The organism is Lentzea sp. NPDC059081, from assembly GCF_042738015.1.
GTDB lineage: Bacteria > Actinomycetota > Actinomycetes > Mycobacteriales > Pseudonocardiaceae > Lentzea.
The window spans coordinates 256,516-276,211 of sequence record NZ_JBHYGW010000005.1 but is presented as its reverse complement, the minus strand read 5'-3'; the positions used below and the strand labels follow the sequence as shown (position 1 = coordinate 276,211).

Sequence of the window (19,696 nt, the reverse complement as noted above, 5' to 3'; positions counted from 1 at the left end):
TCACCCCTTGACGGCGCCCTGCATGACACCGGCGACGATCTGCCGCCCGAGTACGAGGAAGACGATGAGCACCGGAATCGTCGCGAGCGTCGTTCCGGCGAGGACGAGCGAGTAGTCGACGTAGTAGCCGCTCTGCAGCTTCTCCAGGGCGACCTGCAACGTCGGGTTGTCGGCGTTGAGGACGACCAGCGGCCACAGGAAGTCGTTCCAGGACTGCATGAACGTGAACACGCCCAGCATCGCGGCAGCCGGGCGGGCGGCGGGCAGTGCGACGTGCCAGAAGGTCCGCCACAGGCTGCACCCGTCCATGCGCGCAGCCTCGACCAGTTCGTCGGGGATGGCGTCGAGGAGGTACTGCCGCATCCAGAACACGCCGAACGCGGTCACGAGGTTGGGCACGATCACGGCTTCCAGCTCGCCCGCCCAGCCGAACTCGGCCATCGCCATGTACAGCGGGATGATGCCGAGCTGGGTGGGCACCGCGAGCGTCGCCACCACGAACAGGAACAGCACGCCCCGGCCGCGGAACCGCAGCTTGGCGAAGGCGAAGCCGGCGAGCGTCGACAGCAGCACGACCGACAGCGTCACCGTGCCCGACACGATGAAGCTGTTGCCGAGCGCCTTCCAGAACGGGATGGTGTCGAACACCCGCATGGCGTTGCTGAAGAAGTTCCCGCCGGGAATCAGCGTGAAGTCACCCGTCAGCACCGAGTTGTCGCGGCTCGCGACGAGGTAGGACCAGTAGAACGGGAACGCGGAGCCGAGCACGAACGCGCCCAGGAGGCCGTAGATCACGAACGAGGGCCTGCGGGTCGTCATCGAACGGCCCTCCTGGTGATGAGGAAGTTGAGTGCGGCCACGGCGATCACGACCAGGAACAGCACCCACGCGATGGCGGAGGCGTAGCCGAGGTCGAGGCCCTGGAACGCCGACTGGTACAGGTAGAGCACGACGGTCTGGTACTGGTGCTCCGTGCCGCCGCCGCTGCCGCCCGCGGGCTCGAACAGCTTCGGCTCGGTGAAGATCTGCAGGCCGCCGATGGTCGACGTGATGATCACGAAGATCAGCGTGGGCTTCAGCATCGGGAGCGTGATGCTGAAGAACTGCCGCAGCGCGCTCGCGCCGTCCACGACCGCCGCCTCGTAGATGTCCCGGGGGATCGCCTGCATCGCGGCGAGGACGATCAACGCGTTGTAGCCGGTCCAGCGCCAGTTGACCATCGACGCGATGGCGACGTGACTGCCGAACGTGCTGGCCTGCCAGTCGATCGGGCCGATGCCCACCGCCGTGAGCACGTCGTTCACCAGGCCGTACTGCGGGCCGAACAGGTTGCCGAAGATGATCGTCAATGCGACGAGCGAGGCGACGTAGGGCAGCAGCACGCCCATCCGCCAGCCCGTGCGGGCCCGCAGGTTGGCGTTCAGCAGCGCCGCGAGCACCACCGCGACGATGACCTGCGGGACGCTGGAGAGCAGGAAGATGCTGAACGTGTTGAACAACGCGTTCCAGAACTGGTCGTCCTGGAAGAGCGTCTTGTAGTTCTCCAGGCCGATGAACGCCGGCTCGTCGTCGCCGACCTCCCAGTCGAAGAGGGAGACGTAGGCGGTGTACAGCAACGGGAAGAGCCCGATGGTGCCGAACAGCACGAAGAACGGCGCGACGAACAGGTACGGCGAGACCTTCGTGTCCACAGCGGACATCCGGTACCGCCGCGGCGGCCGCGGCCGGGACTGCTCGTCCCGGCCGCGGTCGACCTTGGAGAGAACGGCGGTCACTTGGCCGCCTTCTGGGCGCCTTCGACGGCGGCCTTCCAGGCCTCTTCTGAGTTCTTGCCCTGCTCGACCGACTGCAGCGCCGGGCTGAACACGGTCTCCTGGATCTGGCCGTCGGCCGGGCCCTTGTACTGCGCGGCCTTGATCTTCTTGGCCTGCGTGGCGAACAGCGCGCCGGCCTTGACGTCACCGAAGTAGGCGTTGGTCTGCTCCAGCAGCTCGGGCGCGTCGAGCGCCTTGACCTGGCTGGGGAAGGTGCCCTTGGCCTTGAACGCCTTGATCTGCTGCTCGGGCGCGGTCAGCCAGGCGGCGAGCTCGGCGGCCTTCTTGGCGTTCTTGCTCTGCTTCGGCACGGTCAGGTACGAACCGCCCCAGTTGCCGCCACCGTTCGGGAACGCGTCGGTGACCGCCCACTTGCCCTTGTTCTCGGGGCCCGCCTGCGACTCGACCACGCCGAGCATCCACGACGGGCAGGTCTTGGTGGCGAACTTGCCGAGCTTGAAGCCGGTGTTCCACTCGTTGCTGAACGCCGCGAGCCGGGCCGACTGACCCTTGCCGACCGCCGCGGTCACGGTGTTCCAGTTCTTCTTGATGTCGGCGTTGGAGTCGACGACCAGCTTGTCGGACTTGTCGTAGTAGCCCGTGTCGAGCTGGTTGTGCATCGCGTTGTAGACCTGCGCGGCGCTGTCGAACCACGCGACGCCCGGAACCTTGGCGATGAACGTGTCACCGGCGGCGAAGTAGCTGTCCCACGTGGCGAAGAGCGCCTTCACGCCCTCCGGGTCGGACGGCAGACCGGCCTGCGCGAACAGGTCCTTGCGGTAGCACATGGCCAGCGGACCGATGTCGGTGCCGTAGCCGAAGAGCTTGCCGTCCTTGGTGATCGCGTCGGTCTTCCACTGCAGCCAGCGGCCGTCCTCGACCTTCGGCCCGATCTCCTTGAGATCGTTGAACTGCCCGGACTTCGACATGAACTGGCTGAGGTAGCCCTCTTCGACGCCCTCGATGTCGGCGAGGCCGGAGCCCGCGCCCAGCTTGGTGAACAGGTTCTGGTGGTGGGGCTGGCCCTGACCGGTCTTGCGCTGCGTGATCTTGACGTCCGGGTGAGCGGCTTCGTACTCCTTCAACAGGTCTTCGTAGCCGAACTCGTTGAACGTGGCGATCGTCAGCTCGGTCTTGCCGTCTGCCGACTGGGTGGCCCCGCCTGACCCGCACGCGGTGGTGGCGGCGGCGGACACGGCGGCACAGATCAGCACGCTGACCCAACGGTGTCGCACGGGAGAACTCCTCTGGTCTCGGCGGCGGGTTCTGGGAGCGCTCCCAGATGCGGAGGAGTGTCGTACTGGCTTCGAACGTGTGTCAAGACACACTCCGGGGTACACCAGGCGTTTGCGGGCAGCGGAAACCGGGTGACCTCGTGGTTCATGGCTCAGGTCACAGTTGGGAAACCTGGGAGCGTTCCCGGAACTGTGACCTTTGGGTTAACAGTGCGTGCCGAGGTCGGCACGCAGAGCGGAGGTCGCCCGGCGGGAAATGCGCGGGGGAGTGGTCCCGAAGGGGCCGCAGCCGAACGGGTGAGCCTCGTCCCGGTTCAGGCGCCCGCAAGGCGCGAGGGCGGGCTGCGGTCAGGCGCTGGCGCGGCGCACCAGGGACGTCGGGAGCAACAACGACGGCGGAAGCCCGTCCTCGCCCGCCAGCTCGCCCAGCAGCCGCCACGTCATCGTGCGGCCGAGCTGCTCCACGTCCTGCCGGACCGTCGTGAGCGGCGGGGTCGCGGTCGACGCCAGCAGCGAGTCGTCGAACCCGACCACCGCCACGTCCTGCGGCACGCGCCGGCCGCGCGCGTGCAGCACCTGCAGCACGCCCAGGGCGATGATGTCGGCCGCGACGAAGATGGCATCGATGTCAGGAGCTCTGTCCAGCAGTTCTTCCGCCGCGCGGGCGCCGCTCTCCGGGGTGAAGTCGGCCTCCGCGACGAGGTCCGCGGCCAGCCGCGCCTCGCCCAGGCCCCGGCGCCAGCCGCTGAGCCGGTCGAGGCCCGCCGCCATGTCGCGCGGGCCCGCCACGGTCGCGATCCTGTTGCGCCCCAGCGAGACGAGGTGCCGCACGGCGTCCAGGCCGCCGGTGAAGTTGTCCGAGTCGACGAACGGGACGGACGTGGTGGCGAGCGGCCGGCCGCCCACCACCACCGGCAGGCCGATCTCCTGCAGCCGGCGCGGCAGCGGGTCGTCCCCGTGCAGGCTCACGAGCAGCGCGCCGTCGACGTGGCCGCCCGCGAGGTAGGTCATCAGGTCGTCGTGGTCCTCCGGGCGGCTGAGCATCAGCAGCAGCTGCACGTGGTGCCCGGCCAGTTCGGCGTGGACGCCGCGCAGCACGCCGGCGAAGAACGGGTCGCCGAGGACGCGGCCGCTCTGCTCGGAGACGATCAGCGCGATCGCGTTGGCCTTGCTGCCCGCGAGCGCGCGCGCCGCCTGGTTCGGGCTGTAGCGCAGGCTCGTGATGGCCGTGTGGACGGCGTCGCGGGCCCTGGCGCTCACGTACTGCTCGCCGTTGATCACCCTGGAGACCGTCGACTTCGAGACGCCGGCCAGTCGCGCCACCTCCTCGATGCGCGGGCCTGGCCGTCGGTGCCGGTCGATCTCCGTCATGCGCTCATCGTAGAGCTGTGAGAGCGCGTTCCCGGCACGCCGCTGTGCCGGGAACGCGGCTGGGGTCGGCGCGGGACGCCTGAGCGCGCAGAACGTCCCGCCCCGAAACCTCTAGGGCTCGCTGCCCCACACGAGGGTGCCGCCGGTGTGCGCGGTGACCCTGTCGAAGTCCGTGAGAGCGCTGCTCACGCGGTAGCTGTAGTCGCCGGACTGGTCGAAAGTGGACCAATCGGACTTCGCTGTCCGCACCTGGATCTCGCCGGTGCTCGCCCCGGCGGCGAGGCTCCCGGAGCTGAACGACACCTCCAGGTACGCGTCGGCTCCCGTCCGCGCTGTGGCGAGCCTCACCACGCGCACCTGCACGCCCGCGCAGCCGATCTGCGCCCAGTCGCACCACACCTGGTACGTCGGCGATGCGGCGTCCCCGGTGAACCAGTACCGGATCGTCGTCGTGGCGAGGCTGACCGCCGAGGTGCCGCGGTTCGTCAGCTGGAGGGTGGCGCCGATCTGGTTCGACGTGGCCGGGCCGCTGCCCTTGTGCTGCACGGACAGCGTGCCGCTCGCGCCGGGGATCGTCCGGGTGGTGACCGCGGAGCTGAGCGAGGAGACGTTGCCCGCCGCGTCCTTGGCGCGCACCGCGAACGTGTACGCCGTGTCCGGGGTGAGGCCGGTGACCTGCACGCTGGTCGTGGCGGACGACGCGACGACGGTGCTGCCGCTGACGATCTCGTACCCGGTCACGCCGATGTTGTCGGTCGAGGCCGTCCAGCTCAGCGGGACGCTCGTGGCGGCCGCGGTCCCCGCGGTCAGTCCACTGGGGACGGACGGTGGCTGGCTGTCCTCGACGCCGCCGCCGGGCTCCTCGCCCCAGACGTTCCTCCCGTCCTGGCGCAGCACGATCCGGTCGGTCTGGGCGACGGTGTTGCCGCTGCCGAGTCCGGTGTACGACCAGTCGTTCGACGGGTCCCACGTGCCCGAGCTGGTGATCCGGAACTGGACCTCCTTGCGGTACGCGGACTGCCCGGCCGGCGCGACGCCGGTGCACGGGATCTCCACGTAGTAGATCGAACCCCGGTACTGCGCGGGCGCGCTCGCGGCGCTGCACTGGTTGTAGTTGGTGGTGACGGCGATCTGGCTCGGCGTGGTCGAGCCGTCGAGCGTGAAGTAGTAGCGCAGGGTGCCGTTGAAGGTCCGCGCCGGCCACGCGCTCTTGTTCAGCACGAACGCCTTCACCTCGGTGAACTGGGCGGCGCTCTGGTTCACCGACGCCTGGACGGTGAGCTCGGGACCGTCGGGCGTCTCGGTCACCGGGAAGCTCGTCAGCGCCGTGCCGCCGTACTCGCCGTAGACGCGGGCGAGGGCACTGGTGAAGCCCGCGTTGTAGTCGAGCGCGACCTCGTTCATCACGTAGTCGCTGCGGCTGTCGGTGTAGGAGTCGTTGTTGGTGCTGGGGCCGCCGACCAGAGCGCCGTAGAGCACGTGCCGGCTGACGGTGGGTTCCTGGATGCTGTCGGCCCACGAGCCGTGCGCGGTGCGGTGGTGTGGGTTGCGCGGCGGGTTGGTGCCGAAGCCGACGACGTAGCTGGAGTTGCGCGGGTTGTCCCCGAGCGCGTAGTTGACCTGCCGGACGCCGAAGTCGTGGTAGGTCTTGGCGCGCGTGCTGTCGCGTGTGGACAGCCAGTCCGAGTACGTCAGCGCCGCGAACGCCGTGTTGGCCGTGTACCGCAGCGAACCCCAGCTGTCGAGCACCGCCTGGCCACCGGGGGAGTAGCGCACCCGGTTGCCGTTGTAGCCGGTCGTCCAGAAGTCGAGCCACCGGTTGGCGTCGGTGATGTAGGTCTGCTCGCCGGTGAGCTTCGCCATCAGCACGTAGGCGCCGTAGGACTTGTCGTCCCACGCGATGGTCCACTTGTAGGACCGTTCGGTGCTCTGCGGTTCGGTGCCGAGCTTCTGGTACTCGGTCTTGGCCTTGGTCAGGTAGCTCGCGTCACCGGTGGCGCGGTGCAGCCAGATGGCGCCCCACACCAGCTCGTCCTGGTAGCCGCTCCACGAGTTGTAGAAGTTCGACGCGTCGGTGATGCACGAGCTGTACTTGCCGCGGTAGGTGTCCGCGAACGAGTAGAGCTGCTTGGCGTGCGTGAGCAGGGTCGCCGAGTAGGTCGGGTCGGTCTCCTTGAAGACCATCGACGCCGACGCCATCGCCGCCGCGTACTCGCCCGCGAGGTCGGAGCCGGGGCAGGAGGCGTCCACTTTGTACGAAGGCCGCGCCATCGGCATGACCTCCGCCGAGCCCCACCACGCGTGGTCGGGGTTGCCCGCGCCGACCTGCCCGTAGACGACGTTCGCGGACGGGTGCGCCTTGATGATCCAGTCGGTGCCGTGCCGCAGGTTCGCCAGCAGGTGCGGGAGCTGGCCGGAGGTCGCGTACGCGCTCCGGTTCTCCACGGCGCCCCAGGCGAGCATCGACATGCTGAACGCGAACGGCAGCCCGAACTTCACGTGGTCGCCCGCGTCGTAGAACCCGCCGGACAGGTCGAGCCCGACGTCCGCGCCGTCGCGCAGGGCGGAGTCGGCCCGCCAGCTCACCCGGTTGGTCTCCGTGAGATCTCCCGACCGCTGCGCGTCGTAGAACCAGATCGACTTCTGCAACGCCTCCGCGTAGTTGAACGCGGGCGCGGCCACCGCCGACGGCGACACCAGCGGACCGGACAACGCCGCCAGCAAGGCGGCCGCGACGGCCGGCACAGCTCTCGACATGCGCACGTGAGCCTCCGATGGCTGAGGTTCGCAAGACCGGGCTTGGCAAGACTGGGAGCGCTCCCAGAATGGGGACTGTAACGGTCATGTAAGCGAAAATCCGCCCCTGTTCGACAGTTCGACACAATTGCAAGGGGCGCAACGAGATCTTCGACGGGAGTTCGACCACGGTTCGACGGTGGTCCCGGCCGATTCGACGCGTTCTTCCTGCGGCGCAACGGGATGGCTACAGTCCCCAACCGACCTGGGAGCGTTCCCAGACTTCGGAGGTGGATCATGGGCGGACGGCGCGGCGCGGCGCTGTTGGCGGCTCTCGTCTCGATGGCGGCGAGCATCGGCTTCGCGGTGGCGGCCCCGGCGGCAGCGGCATCGGGGTGCAAGGTCGACTACGCGGTGCCCAGTCAGTGGAGCGGCGGTTTCACCGCGAGCGTCGCCGTGACGAACGTCGGCGACCGGGTCGACGGCTGGCGGCTGACCTGGGCGTGGCCGTCCGGCCAGCAGGTCACCCAGGCCTGGAACGCGACGGTCACGTCGTCGGGCGGCCAGGCCACGGCGGTGAACGTCGGCTACAACGCGGTGATCGAGACGAACGGCACGGTCTCGTTCGGCTTCAACGGCACCTGGTCGGGTGCGAACACGGCACCGACTTCCTTTGCTCTCAACGGTGTCACGTGCACCGGTAGCCCTGGTACGACAACCACCACCACCACCACCACCACGACAACCACCACCCCGCCGCCGAGCGACGCGATGGCCCAGGTCGCCGCGATGCAGCCGGGCTGGAACCTCGGCAACACGCTCGACTCGACGGGCGGCGACGAGACCTCGTGGGGCAACCCGCGAGTCACGGAAGCGTTGCTGGACAACGTGAAGGCGCAGGGCTTCAAGAGCATCCGCATCCCGGTCACGTGGGGCCAGCACCAGGGTTCGGCGCCGAGCTACACCATCGAGGCGGCGTATCTCGCCCGCGTCCGGGAGGTCGTCGGCTGGGCGCTCGCGGACGGGTTCCAGGTGATGATCAACATCCACCACGACTCGTGGCAGTGGATCTCGGCCATGCCGTCCGACCGGACGACCGTCCTCGCCCGCTACAACGCGATCTGGACCCAGCTCGCGGCCGCGTTCAAGGACTCCCCGGCCAAGCTGGTCTTCGAGAGCGTGAACGAGCCGCAGTTCACCGGCAGCTCCGGTGACGCCCAGAACGCCCAGCTGTTGCACGAGCTGAACGCGTCGTTCCGCGGCATCGTGCGGGGTTCGGGCGGCAACAACGCGAGCCGCCTCCTCGTGCTGCCGACCCTGCACACGTCGTCGGACCAGGCGCGCCTCGACGAGCTGGCGACGTCGATCAGCGGGTTCGGCGACAAGAACATCGCCGCTACCGTGCACTACTACGGCTACTGGCCGTTCAGCGTGAACGTCGCCGGCGGCTTCCGGTTCGACGCGACCGCGCAGAAGGACCTCACGGACTCGCTCGACCGCGTCTCGGCCACCTTCGTGTCGCGGGGCATCCCGGTGATCCTGGGCGAGTACGGGCTGCTCGGCTTCGACCGGCACACCGGCACCATCGAACAGGGCGAGAAGCTCAAGTTCTTCGAGCTCTTCGGCTACTACGCGCGCACGAAGAAGATCACGACGATGCTGTGGGACAACGGCCAGCACTTCGGCCGCACCTCGTTCGCGTGGAGCGATCCCGAGCTGATCGCGCAGATCAGGTCGAGCTGGACCACCCGCTCCGGCACCGCGTCGAGCGACCAGGTGTTCAGCGCCAGGGCGAGCTCCATCAGCGCCAAGACGATCACGTTGAACCCCAACGGAACCACGTTCTCGGCACTGCGCCAGGGCGGCACGGAGCTGGTGCGCGGCACCGACTACACGGTTTCGGGCGACCAGCTCACGCTGAGCGCGTCGGCGTTGACCAGGCTGAGCGGATCACGCGCCTACGGCACGAACGCCGTTCTCACAGCCCATTTCTCGGCCGGTGTGCCGTGGCGGATCAACCTGGTCACCTACGACGTCCCCGTGCTGTCGGCCGCTTCCGGCACCACCAGCGCGTTCACCATCCCGACGAACTTCCGCGGCGACGTGCTGGCCACGATGGAGGCGAAGTACGCGGACGGCTCGAACGCCGGACCGCACAACTGGACTTCCTTCAAGGAGTTCGACGTGGCGTTCGCGCCGGACTACACCGGTGGCGCGACGACGCTGACCCCGGCGTTCTTCGCCGAGGTCAACGACAACGCGCGGGTGACGCTGACGTTCCACTACTGGAGCGGCGCCACCGCCACCTACTCCGTCACCCGGTCGGGCAGCACCGTCACCGGGACTCCGTGACGCGCAGGCCCCGGCGCAGCGCGTCGATCTCGTCCTCGGCCATCCGGCGCGAGACCGCCGCGCTCTCCACCAGCGACGAGCCGTGGAACGTGCCGGGGTAGAGGCGCAGCTCGGTCGGCACCCCCGCGTGGGCGAGCCGGCGGGCGTACTCGACGCCCTCGTCGCGCAGCGGGTCGTACTGGCAGGTCGTCACGAACGCGGGCGGCAGGCCGGCCAGGTCGGTGGCGCGGGCCGGCGCGGCGTAGGGCGACACGTCCTCGCCGCCCGGCTCCGTGCCGAGGTAGGCCGTCCAGCTGTAGACCGCGTTGGGGCGGTTCCACAGCGGGGTGTCGACGTAGTCCGTCATCGAGTCGGTGGCGAGGCGGTCGTCCAGTTCGGGGATGCCGAGCAGCTGGAAGCACAGCCCGGGCCCACCGCGGTCGCGCGCCAGCAGCGCGGTCGCCGCCGCCAGCCCACCCCCGGCACTCTCCCCGGCGACGCCGATGCGGGCCGGGTCGACACCCAGCTCGGAGGCCTTCTCCGCGAGCCACCTCAGCGCGGCGTAGCAGTCCTCGACCGGGGCGGGGAACGGGTGGTCGGGCGCGAGCCGGTAGTCCACCGACACGATCACGACACCGAGCTCGTCCGCGAAGCGCAGCACCTGCGCGTGGAACATGTCCAAGTCGCCCACGACGAAGCCGCCGCCGTGGATGTAGAGCAGGCCGGGCACGAGACCCTGCCGGTTCGCCGGGGAGTAGACGCGCACGGGCACGTCCGGCGCGTCGGACGGACCGGGCACGGTGGTGTCCCGGACGTCGACGGGGTTGGCCGGCTCGTAGGTGGGCATGAGTTCCTGCATGTGCGACTGCTGGTCGCGGGCGGCCAGCACGGACTCGCGGTCCCGCAGCGCGAGCTGGGGGAGCATGTCGAGCCAGGGCAGCAGTTCGGGGTCGACGTCGTAGCTCATGACCTGATCCTGGCCTGCGGTGGTGGATGCGGGCATCCGACACGTGGCGGGGGATCGAAGGCCATCGCCCACCACCTGTCGGGGGCCGTCGCTCGCGGGCCGTCTGTGCGACATCGCCACGGAGTTCTCGACGGCAGGGGGTCACCCGGTCGAGTTGCTCCGTGACCTGGGTTCATCGACTGGTGGTAGACCTCGAACAGCCGCGCTCATTCGTGCGGGTGGCGTGTGGCTGACGAGCGAGTGGGTGGTTGCAGATGTGGGGGCTCGAGGACGACGGTGACTTCAGCGACGAGACCTACCGGCGCCGATGAGTCACCCGAGTTGGTTGCCGCGCAAGCAGAAGTGGCCGGTCTACTTCGTCGTGGCGCTCGCTGTCGTGGTGCTGGCAGGAGCCGCGCTCCGGCTGCTGCTCGGCGGTGGTGAGCAGGAACGGCAGCAGTCGCTGGACGAGAGGCTCCGGTCCGTGTGCGAGCACGATCCCGCGCCGGCGGAGGTCCGCACGCTCGTCGGCGCCGTCGTCGGCCGGTATCAGGACGGCAAGGGATGCGTGTGGCGCGAGGGAGCCACGAGCGCTCAGGTCGTGGCACGTCGCGTGTCGATGTCGCTGGACCAGTGGGCCCGCTCGCTGGGACGTGTCGACTTGACCGTGCGCAGTCCCGAAGATGTGGAGATCAAGGTCGTCCGTAGCTCAGCGCATTGCACCGCGGCGTTCGACACCACCGCGGGCGGGATCATCGAGGTCGAGGCTCCGACGGAGCTGGACGCCGGTTGTCAGAAGACCGCCGCCGCGGCGGGCCCGATCGCCGACGCGGTTTGCTGACCCGCGAAGGGCGGAAACGGCGCTGCCCACCGTCCGGGCTTCGCGTTCTCCCACCCCGGCCAGGGCTATCGTGGCGGGATGAAGGGCTTGCTGCTGAGGTTGTCCGGGCTGGACGCCGACGCCGAGGGCGCGGTGCGGGTGATCGGGTTCTTCGACCGCCTGATCACCGAGCGCGCGGGCCTGGACGCGTTGGTGCGCAGCACGTCCGAGCTCGCCGGGTGCCCGGTCGGCCTGCACGCGCCCGGCCAGGGGCTCTGCCTGGTCGCGGACTCGGGCGGCGCCGTCACGACGGGACCGGTGCCCGCGCGTGCCTCGGTCCGCGCGCTGGAAGGCGGGGTGCAGGTCTGGGTGCTGAGGTCCGGTGCTCCCGCGCCGCTGGACGACATGCTGCTGGAACGGTTCGCGATCGCCGCCGCCGTGCTGCTGGAGCACTCCAGCGTGCCGCTGCCGGAACTGGGTGACCCCGCGCTGATCGAGCTGGTTCTCTCGGAAAGCGTGGGTACGGCGGAACGTTCGCGTGCGCTGCACCTGCTCGGCATCAACGCCACGACGCCGTTGCGCGTGCTGGCGGCGACCTCGGACGTGCCGGGCCGGTCGGTGCTGCTGGGTTCCGTGCGGGCGGTGCTGGCCACCGAGGTGCCGGAGTCCTCCGGGCGGATGGGCGTCGGGCCGCTGCTGCCGGCGATCGACGCGGCGGAGTCGTGGCGGGCCGCGCGGGCGGCGTTGCGGTTCGCCGCGGACAGCGAACCGGTGGTGTGGTGGGAGAAGCTCGGCGGGCTCACCCTGCTGGCCTCGACCGGTCCCGCGGAGGTCTCGGCGCTGCCGGACGTGCGCGCGCTCGACCGGCTGGCCGCCGAACCGGACATGATCACGGCGCTGGACGCGTTGTGCGCCACCGGTTCGGTGCGCAAGGCGGCGGTGGTGCTGCACCGGCACCACAGCACGATGACCACGCGGCTCGCCCGCGCCGAGGCGGTGCTGGGGTTCGGGCTCGACGAGGCGCCGGGGCGGTTCCGGCTGCACCTCGCGTTGATGCTGCGGCGGTTGCGGGACAGCGAACCTAGCCGCTGACCGGCGCCTGCCACAGCCCGACGAGCGCGTCCACCAGGCCCGTCGCCGCGTCCTGCCAGCTCGCTCGCGGGGTGGGGGTGTTCTCGGCGAGAGCGCGTTCCCGTTCGGCGAACATGTGCACGAGCAGCTGCCGGGCCATGTCGTGGCGTTCGGCCCGCACGTCGTCCGGCAGGTCCGCCAGGCACGCGTTGAGGCCGGCCAGGATCCGCATCTGCGACGGCGAGGACCGCGTCTCCTCGGTGATGACGGTCCGCAGCGTCGGGTCGGTCATCACCTGGGCGCCGAACCGCGCGAACCAGGTCGGGCTGCCGACGGCTTCCAGGTGTTCGGTGAGGGGACGAACGAGGCAGTTGAGCCAGTCGCGCAGGCCGGGCTCCTGGCCGAGGCCGGCGATCATGCGCTGCCGGATCTCCTCGACCTGGGCGAAGTGCTTGCGCGCGATGGCCCGCACGAGGTCGGCCTTGGTGCCGAAGTGGTAGCCGACGGCGGTGTTGTTGCCCTGCCCGGCGGCCTCGCTGACCTGCCTGTTCGACACGGCCAGCACCCCGTGCTCGGCGAACAGCCGCTCGGCCGCGGTCAGGATCAGCTCACGGGTGGCGTGGGCCCGTTCGGTCCTCGACGGACTGTCGACCTTGCTCATCACGCCACCATCTTCCACCTGGAGCCGCTCCGGACATCGCGGACATCCTCCACGCGCTCCAGGTTAAGTCAAGTGACTGACTTAGACTCGGGGTGTGCTCCTCGAAGAGACGCGTCCCGTGACGCGCCCCAACGTCGTCGTCGCCGTGCTCGCGATGGGCGGCATCGTCGTCTCCCTGATGCAGACCCTCGTCATCCCGCTGCTGCCGAGGTTCCCGCAGCTCCTGGGTTCGTCGCCCGGTGACACCACCTGGGTCGTCACCTCGACCCTGCTGGCCAGCGCGGTCGCCACGCCCGTCGTCGGCAGGCTCGGCGACATGTACGGCAAGCGCCGCATGCTCCTCGTCAGCCTGGTCATGGTGGTCGTCGGCTCGGTGATCGGAGCGCTGAGCGACTCGCTGCTGCCGCTCATCGTCGGCCGCGTCGTGCAGGGCATGGCGGTCGGCGTGATCCCGCTCGGCATCAGCATCATGCGCGACGAGCTGCCGCGCGAACGGCTGGCGGGGGCGACCGCGTTGATGAGCGCGTCGCTCGGGGTCGGCGGCGCGCTCGGCCTGCCCGCGGCGGCGTTGCTGGTCGAGCAGAGCGACTGGCACATGCTGTTCTGGACGTCGGCGGCCGCAGGTGCGCTCGCCCTGGTCGCTGTGCTGGTCTGGGTGCCGGAGTCGCCGGTGCGCAGCGGCGGCCGGTTCGACCTGCTCGGCGCGCTCGGGCTCTCGGTGGCGCTGGTGTGCCTGCTGCTGGGCGTGTCCAAGGCCTCGACGTGGAGCGGCGGTGAGGTGACGGGACTGTTCGCCGCCGCGGCCGTCGCGCTGGGCCTGTGGGGCTGGTGGGAGCTGAGGTCGCCGCAGCCGCTGGTCGACCTGCGCACGACGGCCCGGCGCCAGGTGCTGCTGACCAACATCGCGTCGGTGTCGTTCGCGTTCGCCCTGTTCGCGCAGTCGCTGGTGCTGCCGCAGGTCCTGCAGCTGCCGGCGTCGACCGGGCACGGCCTCGGCCAGTCGCTGCTGGTCACGGGCCTGGTGCTGGTCCCGTCCGGCCTGGTCATGATGCTCATGGCGCCGGTGTCCGCACGGGTCTCGAACGCCCGCGGCCCGCGCATCACGCTGATCCTGGGCGCGCTCGTGGTCGCCTTCGGCTACCTCCTGGGCGTCTTCATGCTGACCGCGATCTGGCAGCTGGTGGTCGTCTCGGCCGTGATCGGGGCCGGCATCGGCCTGGGCTACGGCGCGATGCCCGCCCTGATCATGGGCGCCGTGCCGACGTCGGAGACGGCCGCGGCCAACAGCCTCAACACGTTGTCGCGCGCCATCGGCACCTCGGTCTCCAGCGCCGTGGCGGGAGTCGTGCTCACGCAGGTGGCCGCGCCCTCGAGCTTCCAGCTGATCATGGGCCTGGGGGCCGCGACCGCAATGGCGGCGGTGGCGATCGCGGCCTTCATCCCCTCGGGTCGTCCCGTCAGCTGAAGAAGCGGATGATCTCGCGGGTGACGAGGTCCGGCTGCTCCTCGGCGAGCCAGTGGCCGGACCCGTCGACCCGCACGAGCTCGAACTGGTTGGCGACGTTCGGCAACGTCCCCGCGAACTGGTCGTAGGACGACACCGAGGCGAGCCCCAGCACCGGCGGCACGAGCTTGGCGTAGGTCTTGCCGTCCGCGATGTCCTGGTGGAACGCCTGGTACCACCCGTTGCTGGCGCGGATCGCCTCCGACGAGTTGTAGGCGCGCGCGTAGATGGACCGCGACCGCTCGTCGATCGCGGAGGGCGTGAACGCCGTGTGCTCGAACAGCCAGTCGGCCATGTACCGGAACCGGCCGGTCAGCAGCTGCTCCGGCAGTTGCAGCACCTGGTTGAACGCGAACCACCACACGCTGAAACCGCCCGGCCGCGGCAGCAACGGGATCTGGTAGAAGCTCTCGTCGGGGTGCAGCACGTCCATGACCGCGACCTTGCGGGTCGCCGCGGGGAAGTTGGCGGCGAACGAGAACGCGACCATGCTCCCCAGGTCGTGCCCGACGATGTTCACCGAGTCGTACCCGAGCTTCTTCACGAGCTCGTGGATGTCGGTGGCCATCGTCTTCTTGTCGAAGCCGCCCGCGGGCTTGTCCGACCCGCCCTGCCCGCGCAGGTCGACCGCGATGACGCGGAACCTCGCCGCGAGCGCGGGCAGGATCTTGTTGTACAGCCACCACGTCTGCGGCCATCCCGGTAAGAGCACCAGCGGCTCGCCTCTGCCGCCGGTCACGTAGTGCAGACGCACCCCGTTGACCTGCGCGTAGTTGTGCCGGAAGCCGGGAAGGTCGACTTCCTCGTGCTTGGCGGTGTCCGCGTCGGCGGTGCCCGCGGTCGCGGCGAGCGCGGCACCGGCTCCCAGCGCGAACACCTTGCGCCTGTTCAGTTCCATGACCCCTCTACCCCCATCCGTTGCTCGGCGCGGACATCCGAACAAGCGGCGCTCGAGAGCGGCTGGAGGTGGGGTGACGAGCTGGGGTCAGCCCAGCTCGGCCGAGTCCGTCAGCCGCAGCTTGCGCCGCGCCCGCTGGTAGAACGTCGTCATCCCCAGCCGCACCACGCGCGCGGCACCGGCGCGGCCCCGCAGCGACACGCGCTGGCCGGGTTCGACGTAGCCCGCGACCATGCCGTCGACCTCCACGGCCAGGCGGCCGCTCGACGGGAGGAGGTCCAGGTCCACCTCGTCGTTGACCGACAGGACCACGCCGCGGCTGTAGGCGGAGTGCGGTGCGGCAGGGGTGACGAGCAGGGCCTCCACGGACGGGCTGGTGATCGGGCCGCCCGCCGAGAAGCTGTAGGCCGTCGAGCCGGTCGGGGTGGCGACGATTACGGCGTCGGCGGCGTAGCTCACGAACGGCTGGCCCGCCACCTGCACGGCCACGCGGGCGCTGCCCTCGCCGGGGGTGCGGACCACGGCGATGTCGTTGAAGGCGGTGACCTTCTGGTCGCCGAAGATCGCGTCCACGGCGAGGCGGGGCTCCACGGAGAAGTCGTGGGCGTCGATGGCGGACAGGGCGGCGGGCAGGTCGGGCACGTCGACCTCGGCCAGGAAGCCGAGCTTGCCCAGGTTGACGCCCAGTACCGGGGCGTGCGCGCCGTCGGCCAGGCGCATCGCGCGCAGCATCGTGCCGTCGCCGCCGAGGCTCACGACCAGGTCGGCCCTGCGGCCCAGCTCCTGCGGCGAGACCGGGGTGGCCTCGCAGCGCAGGCGCTGGATCTCGTCGGAGATGCCGAGGATCTCGACACCGCGGTTGGCCGCCCAGCCGAGCACGGCCTCCACGGCGGCGGCGGAGTCTCGTTGCGGGTGCAGCACCAGGCCGGCGGCGTGCACGTCAGGTCGTCCTCAGTCGGGTCACCTCGTCATCTTGCCGAATTCCCACGGGTCGTGTGCGCTGAAGAGCGTGACCTCGGCGGAGTGGTCGCGGGCGAGCGTGCGCAACGCGGCCTGGGTGCCGATACGACGGTCGTGGTCGACCGCGGACCGCGTCTGCACGATGTCGAGGACGGGGTGCGGTTCGGGGACCTCGTCCAGTTCGCGGTGGTAGTAGTAGGCGTCGCCGCAGTGCAAGAGCCATTTGTCGCCGTTGTGCGCCGCCACTCCCGTGTGGCCCGCGGTGTGGCCGCCCAACGGGACGAGCACGAAGCCGGGCAGGTCTGACGGGCTGATGGCGTCCAGTCCGAACCACTTGTCGTTCGTGGACTCGTAGGTGCGCCACTGTGGACCGTGTGCCCAGTGGGCGGGGCGGTAACGGCGGCTCGGAGCCTCGTGCAGGGCCGCTTCCAGTTCCGCGGCCAGCACGTGGACGGTGGCGTGCGGGAAGTCGGGGAGGCCACCGCAGTGGTCGACGTCCAGGTGCGTGACGACGACGTGCCGGACGTCAGAAGCGTTGAAGCCGAGGCGTTCTATCTGACGGATGGCGGTCTCTTCTTCTTTGAGCGCCGGTTCGACCATCTCGGTCCAGGACGGGTCGAGCGTGCCGGCGGGGTCGCGCACGTCGTCGAGGCCCAGGCCGGTCTCCACGAGGACGAGGCCGTCGTCTGTCTCGGCGAGCAGGCAGTGGTTCACGGCGGCCGTGCTCGGCAGACCCTCGTAGGTCGGCGCGATGGGGCGCATGGAACCGCAGTTCAGGTGGTGGATCCGCATGACGGTGATCGTGCGACTTGAAGCGCGGTTCAAGTCAAGCCGCTACGCTCGGCGTCGTGCTGGACATCGCCGAGGTCGCGGAGAAGTCGGGGCTGGCACCGTCCGCCCTCCGGTTCTACGAGAAGAGGGGCCTGCTCTCGCCGAGCGGCCGCAACGGGTTGCGCCGCACCTACGACCCGGAGGTGCTGCCCCGGCTGACGATGATCACCTGCGCCCGCCGGGCCGGGTTCACCATCGCCGAGATCAGCCGGTTCCTGGTCGCGATGCCGGGGGACGCCGCGACCCGCGGCAAGATGGCCGAGAAGGCGCGGGCGCTCGACGAGGACATCGCCCGGCTGCAACGGATGCGCGACAGCCTCGACCACGCCACCACGTGCACGCACGAACCGCTCGTCGAGTGCCCCGACTTCAAGCGGATGCTCGCTCCCTGACCGCCTCAGCCGCAGAAGCCGGTGATCGTGCGCGTCAGGACGTCGGTGAGCCGGTCGAGCGACGCGAGGTCGACGTGCTCGGTCGCGGCGTGGGCGCCCGCGCCGTCGACCCCGAACAGCAGGCACGGGATGCCGGCGGCGTCGAGCAGCGCGCAGTCCGTCCAGAACGGCTCTGCCCTGATCACCGCTGGCTCGCCCAGGTTCGCGATCAGCGTGCGGACGATCTCCGCCTCGGGGTCTGCCTCGAACGGGTCCCTGGCGAGGCCGCGGGTGAGCGTCGCGCGGAAGTCCGGGACGGTGGCGCGCAGGTGGTCGAGGACGGCGCGCAGCTCGTCCTCGACGTGCTGGGGCGACTCGCCGGGAACGGTGCGGCGTTCGAGCGTGATCCGGCAGCTCGACGGGTAGGTGGACGCCTCCTCACCGCCGCTGACCAACGACGCGTGGACGGTTCCGGTGCCGAGCAGGGGGTGTCCGGGGCCGGCGGCGAGGTCGTGGCCGAGCCGTTCCAGGGCGACGAGGAAGTGGCCGGCCTTGACGATCGCGTCCACGCCCAGCTCCGGCCGTGAGCCGTGCGCGGCCCTGCCCTCCACCTCGACGTCGAACCACACGAAACCCTTGTGCGCCAACGTGACTTCGAGGTGGCTGGGTTCGGTGACGATCGCGGCGTCGGCGGTGAAGTGCTCCAGGACCTCGGCGGTGCCGGAGCTGCCGTGTTCCTCGTCGGCGACACACGCCACGATGACGTCACCACGCAGGTTCTCGGCGCTCGCCGCGGCGACCATCATCGCCGCCACGCCACCCTTCATGTCGAACGTGCCGCGGCCGAACATCCTGCCGTCCCTGACCTCCGGCTCCAGCGGGTCGCCGTCGTAGCCCGCGAGGCCGACCGTGTCGAGGTGACCGTTCAGCATCAACGACCGCCCGCCGCCGCTGCCCTTCCTGACCGCGACGAGCGACGGTCGGCCGGGTCGTCGTTCCAGGCGGTGCACCTCGAAGCCGCGCTCGGTGAACCAGGTGGCGCAGAAGCCGGCGATCTCGCCCTCGCCGCGGCCACCGGGGACGAGGTCGGGGTTGACCGAGTCGATGGCGACGAGCCGGGCGAGCAGGTCACGTGGGGTCATGGACGTCCTTCCGTGCTGATCAGGACGACCGTGGTGAGGTCGCCGAGCTCGTCGCGGGCGGCGCGCAGCCCGGCGAGCGATGCCGCGCCGCACGGTCCGGAGTGGACACCGAGGGCGTGCAGGTCGGCCATCGCCCTGGTGCAGTCGGCGTCGGAGATCGCCACCGCGGCGTCCAGGCCGTGGCGCAGGAACGGCCAGGAGGTGGCCGACGGCGTGCCGCAGTTGAGCCCGGCCATGATCGTGTCGCCGGTGGGGACCGTGGTGAGCTCGCCCGCTTCGAGGCTCGCCAGCACGCAGGCGGCGGTGTCGGGTTCGACGGCGAGCAGCCGCGTGCGGGAGGCGCGGGAGCGGTAGTGGGTGACCACGGCCTGGGCGAACGAGCCGACGCCGACCGGGACGACGACCAGGCCGGGTTCGCCGTCCAGCTGCTCGTCCATCTCGTGGCAGAGCGTGCTGTAGCCCTCGACGATCCAGGCAGGAACCTCCTCGTAGCCGGGCCACCCCATGTCCTGGACGAGAACACCGTCGGCTGCGGCGGCCTGCTTCACGGCGTCGTCGTAGGTGCCGTCGACGAGCGTGACTTGCGCGCCTTCGTTGCGAATGGCATCGATAGCGGGCGTAGGCACACTGCCGGGAACGAAGACGTGCGCGCGTTGGCCATGCATCCGCGCCATGCGTGCGACGGCACGGCCGTGGTTGCCATCGGTCGCCGTGGTGAGCGTGACCTGCCCGGTTCGGCCCGAGAGGACGCGGTGAACGGCCCAAGAGGCGCCCAGAGCCTTGAAAGCGGGCAAGCCGAGGCGGGAGGATTCGTCCTTGACGAACAGGCGACCGGCCCCGAGCTCCGCGGCGAGGGCGGGGAGCTCCCGCAACGGCGTGGGCGCGTGGTCCGGCAGCCGTGCGTGGAACTCCCGCACCCCGGTGGGCGCGGGCGGGCACGTCCAGTCGCGGGCGCCGGGCTGCGAGAACATCATGACCGACAGCGTGCGGGTGGTGCGGATCATC

Annotated in this window: 17 protein-coding genes; 5 read left to right on the top strand and 12 right to left on the bottom strand. The window is 70.2% G+C overall.

Annotated features, from left to right (window positions below):
• From ACFWV3_RS14425 to ACFWV3_RS14405, 5 genes are all read right to left on the bottom strand, one after another.
• The gene (locus ACFWV3_RS14425) at positions 1-819 is read right to left on the bottom strand and encodes a carbohydrate ABC transporter permease (protein ID WP_382411584.1); all 819 of its coding nucleotides are present in this window, start codon (positions 817-819) and stop codon (positions 1-3) included.
• Positions 816-1,775, bottom strand: coding sequence for a carbohydrate ABC transporter permease (locus tag ACFWV3_RS14420; protein WP_382411583.1), 960 nt, complete (start codon positions 1,773-1,775; stop codon positions 816-818). The genes ACFWV3_RS14425 and ACFWV3_RS14420 overlap by 4 nt, the downstream gene beginning before the upstream one ends.
• Complete coding sequence (locus ACFWV3_RS14415) at positions 1,772-3,049, bottom strand: ABC transporter substrate-binding protein (protein ID WP_382411582.1); 1,278 nt, start codon at positions 3,047-3,049, stop codon at positions 1,772-1,774. The genes ACFWV3_RS14420 and ACFWV3_RS14415 overlap by 4 nt, the downstream gene beginning before the upstream one ends.
• A gap of 348 nt (positions 3,050-3,397) precedes the next feature.
• Positions 3,398-4,420 carry a LacI family DNA-binding transcriptional regulator gene (locus tag ACFWV3_RS14410; protein ID WP_382411581.1) on the bottom strand — a complete coding sequence of 341 codons (1,023 nt, stop codon included), beginning with the start codon at positions 4,418-4,420 and terminating at the stop codon, positions 3,398-3,400.
• Between the two features lie 111 nt (positions 4,421-4,531).
• Positions 4,532-7,177 carry a glycoside hydrolase family 9 protein gene (locus ACFWV3_RS14405; protein WP_382411580.1) on the bottom strand — a complete coding sequence of 882 codons (2,646 nt, stop codon included), beginning with the start codon at positions 7,175-7,177 and terminating at the stop codon, positions 4,532-4,534.
• A gap of 276 nt (positions 7,178-7,453) precedes the next feature.
• Here ACFWV3_RS14405 and ACFWV3_RS14400 point away from each other — a divergent pair, with 276 nt between their 5' ends.
• Positions 7,454-9,508 carry a cellulase family glycosylhydrolase gene (locus ACFWV3_RS14400; protein WP_382411579.1) on the top strand — a complete coding sequence of 685 codons (2,055 nt, stop codon included), beginning with the start codon at positions 7,454-7,456 and terminating at the stop codon, positions 9,506-9,508.
• Here ACFWV3_RS14400 and ACFWV3_RS14395 read toward each other — a convergent pair.
• On the bottom strand, positions 9,492-10,454 hold the full coding sequence (locus tag ACFWV3_RS14395) for an alpha/beta hydrolase (RefSeq protein ID WP_382411578.1): 963 nt from the start codon (positions 10,452-10,454) through the stop codon (positions 9,492-9,494). The two genes, ACFWV3_RS14400 and ACFWV3_RS14395, sit on opposite strands and share 17 nt — an antisense overlap.
• 307 nt (positions 10,455-10,761) lie before the next feature.
• Here ACFWV3_RS14395 and ACFWV3_RS14390 point away from each other — a divergent pair, with 307 nt between their 5' ends.
• Together ACFWV3_RS14390 and ACFWV3_RS14385 are read left to right on the top strand one after the other, a co-directional pair.
• A complete protein-coding gene (locus ACFWV3_RS14390) occupies positions 10,762-11,274 on the top strand; it encodes a hypothetical protein (RefSeq protein WP_382411577.1) in 513 nt (170 codons plus the stop codon).
• A 78-nt stretch (positions 11,275-11,352) separates the two neighbouring features.
• Positions 11,353-12,345, top strand: a complete 993-nt coding sequence (locus ACFWV3_RS14385; protein ID WP_382411576.1) for a helix-turn-helix domain-containing protein — start codon at positions 11,353-11,355, stop codon at positions 12,343-12,345.
• On the opposite strand, the gene ACFWV3_RS14380 is transcribed toward ACFWV3_RS14385, so the two are convergent.
• A complete protein-coding gene (locus tag ACFWV3_RS14380) occupies positions 12,335-12,985 on the bottom strand; it encodes a TetR/AcrR family transcriptional regulator (RefSeq protein WP_382411575.1) in 651 nt (216 codons plus the stop codon). The two genes, ACFWV3_RS14385 and ACFWV3_RS14380, sit on opposite strands and share 11 nt — an antisense overlap.
• A gap of 154 nt (positions 12,986-13,139) precedes the next feature.
• Here ACFWV3_RS14380 and ACFWV3_RS14375 point away from each other — a divergent pair, with 154 nt between their 5' ends.
• Positions 13,140-14,450 (top strand): MFS transporter, encoded by a 1,311-nt coding sequence (locus tag ACFWV3_RS14375; RefSeq protein ID WP_382411813.1) that lies wholly within the window; start codon positions 13,140-13,142, stop codon positions 14,448-14,450.
• Here ACFWV3_RS14375 and ACFWV3_RS14370 read toward each other — a convergent pair.
• The 3 genes from ACFWV3_RS14370 to ACFWV3_RS14360 all read right to left on the bottom strand — a co-directional run bounded on the left by ACFWV3_RS14370 (position 14,443) and on the right by ACFWV3_RS14360 (position 17,139).
• Positions 14,443-15,387, bottom strand: a complete 945-nt coding sequence (locus tag ACFWV3_RS14370; protein WP_382411574.1) for an alpha/beta fold hydrolase — start codon at positions 15,385-15,387, stop codon at positions 14,443-14,445. The genes ACFWV3_RS14375 and ACFWV3_RS14370 overlap by 8 nt on opposite strands.
• A gap of 87 nt (positions 15,388-15,474) precedes the next feature.
• On the bottom strand, positions 15,475-16,326 hold the full coding sequence (locus tag ACFWV3_RS14365) for an NAD(+)/NADH kinase (protein ID WP_382411573.1): 852 nt from the start codon (positions 16,324-16,326) through the stop codon (positions 15,475-15,477).
• 21 nt (positions 16,327-16,347) lie between these two features.
• The gene (locus tag ACFWV3_RS14360; RefSeq protein WP_382411572.1) at positions 16,348-17,139 is read right to left on the bottom strand and encodes an MBL fold metallo-hydrolase; all 792 of its coding nucleotides are present in this window, start codon (positions 17,137-17,139) and stop codon (positions 16,348-16,350) included.
• Positions 17,140-17,195: 56 nt separating this feature from the next.
• On the opposite strand from ACFWV3_RS14360, the gene ACFWV3_RS14355 reads away from it, so the two are divergent.
• Complete coding sequence (locus tag ACFWV3_RS14355; protein WP_382411571.1) at positions 17,196-17,570, top strand: MerR family transcriptional regulator; 375 nt, start codon at positions 17,196-17,198, stop codon at positions 17,568-17,570.
• 5 nt (positions 17,571-17,575) lie between these two features.
• Here ACFWV3_RS14355 and ACFWV3_RS14350 read toward each other — a convergent pair whose 3' ends face one another.
• Positions 17,576-18,691, bottom strand: coding sequence for a M20/M25/M40 family metallo-hydrolase (locus ACFWV3_RS14350; protein ID WP_382411570.1), 1,116 nt, complete (start codon positions 18,689-18,691; stop codon positions 17,576-17,578).
• The gene (locus ACFWV3_RS14345) at positions 18,688-19,695 is read right to left on the bottom strand and encodes a pyridoxal-phosphate dependent enzyme (protein WP_382411569.1); all 1,008 of its coding nucleotides are present in this window, start codon (positions 19,693-19,695) and stop codon (positions 18,688-18,690) included. The genes ACFWV3_RS14350 and ACFWV3_RS14345 overlap by 4 nt, the downstream gene beginning before the upstream one ends.
• Position 19,696 lies beyond the last annotated feature (1 nt).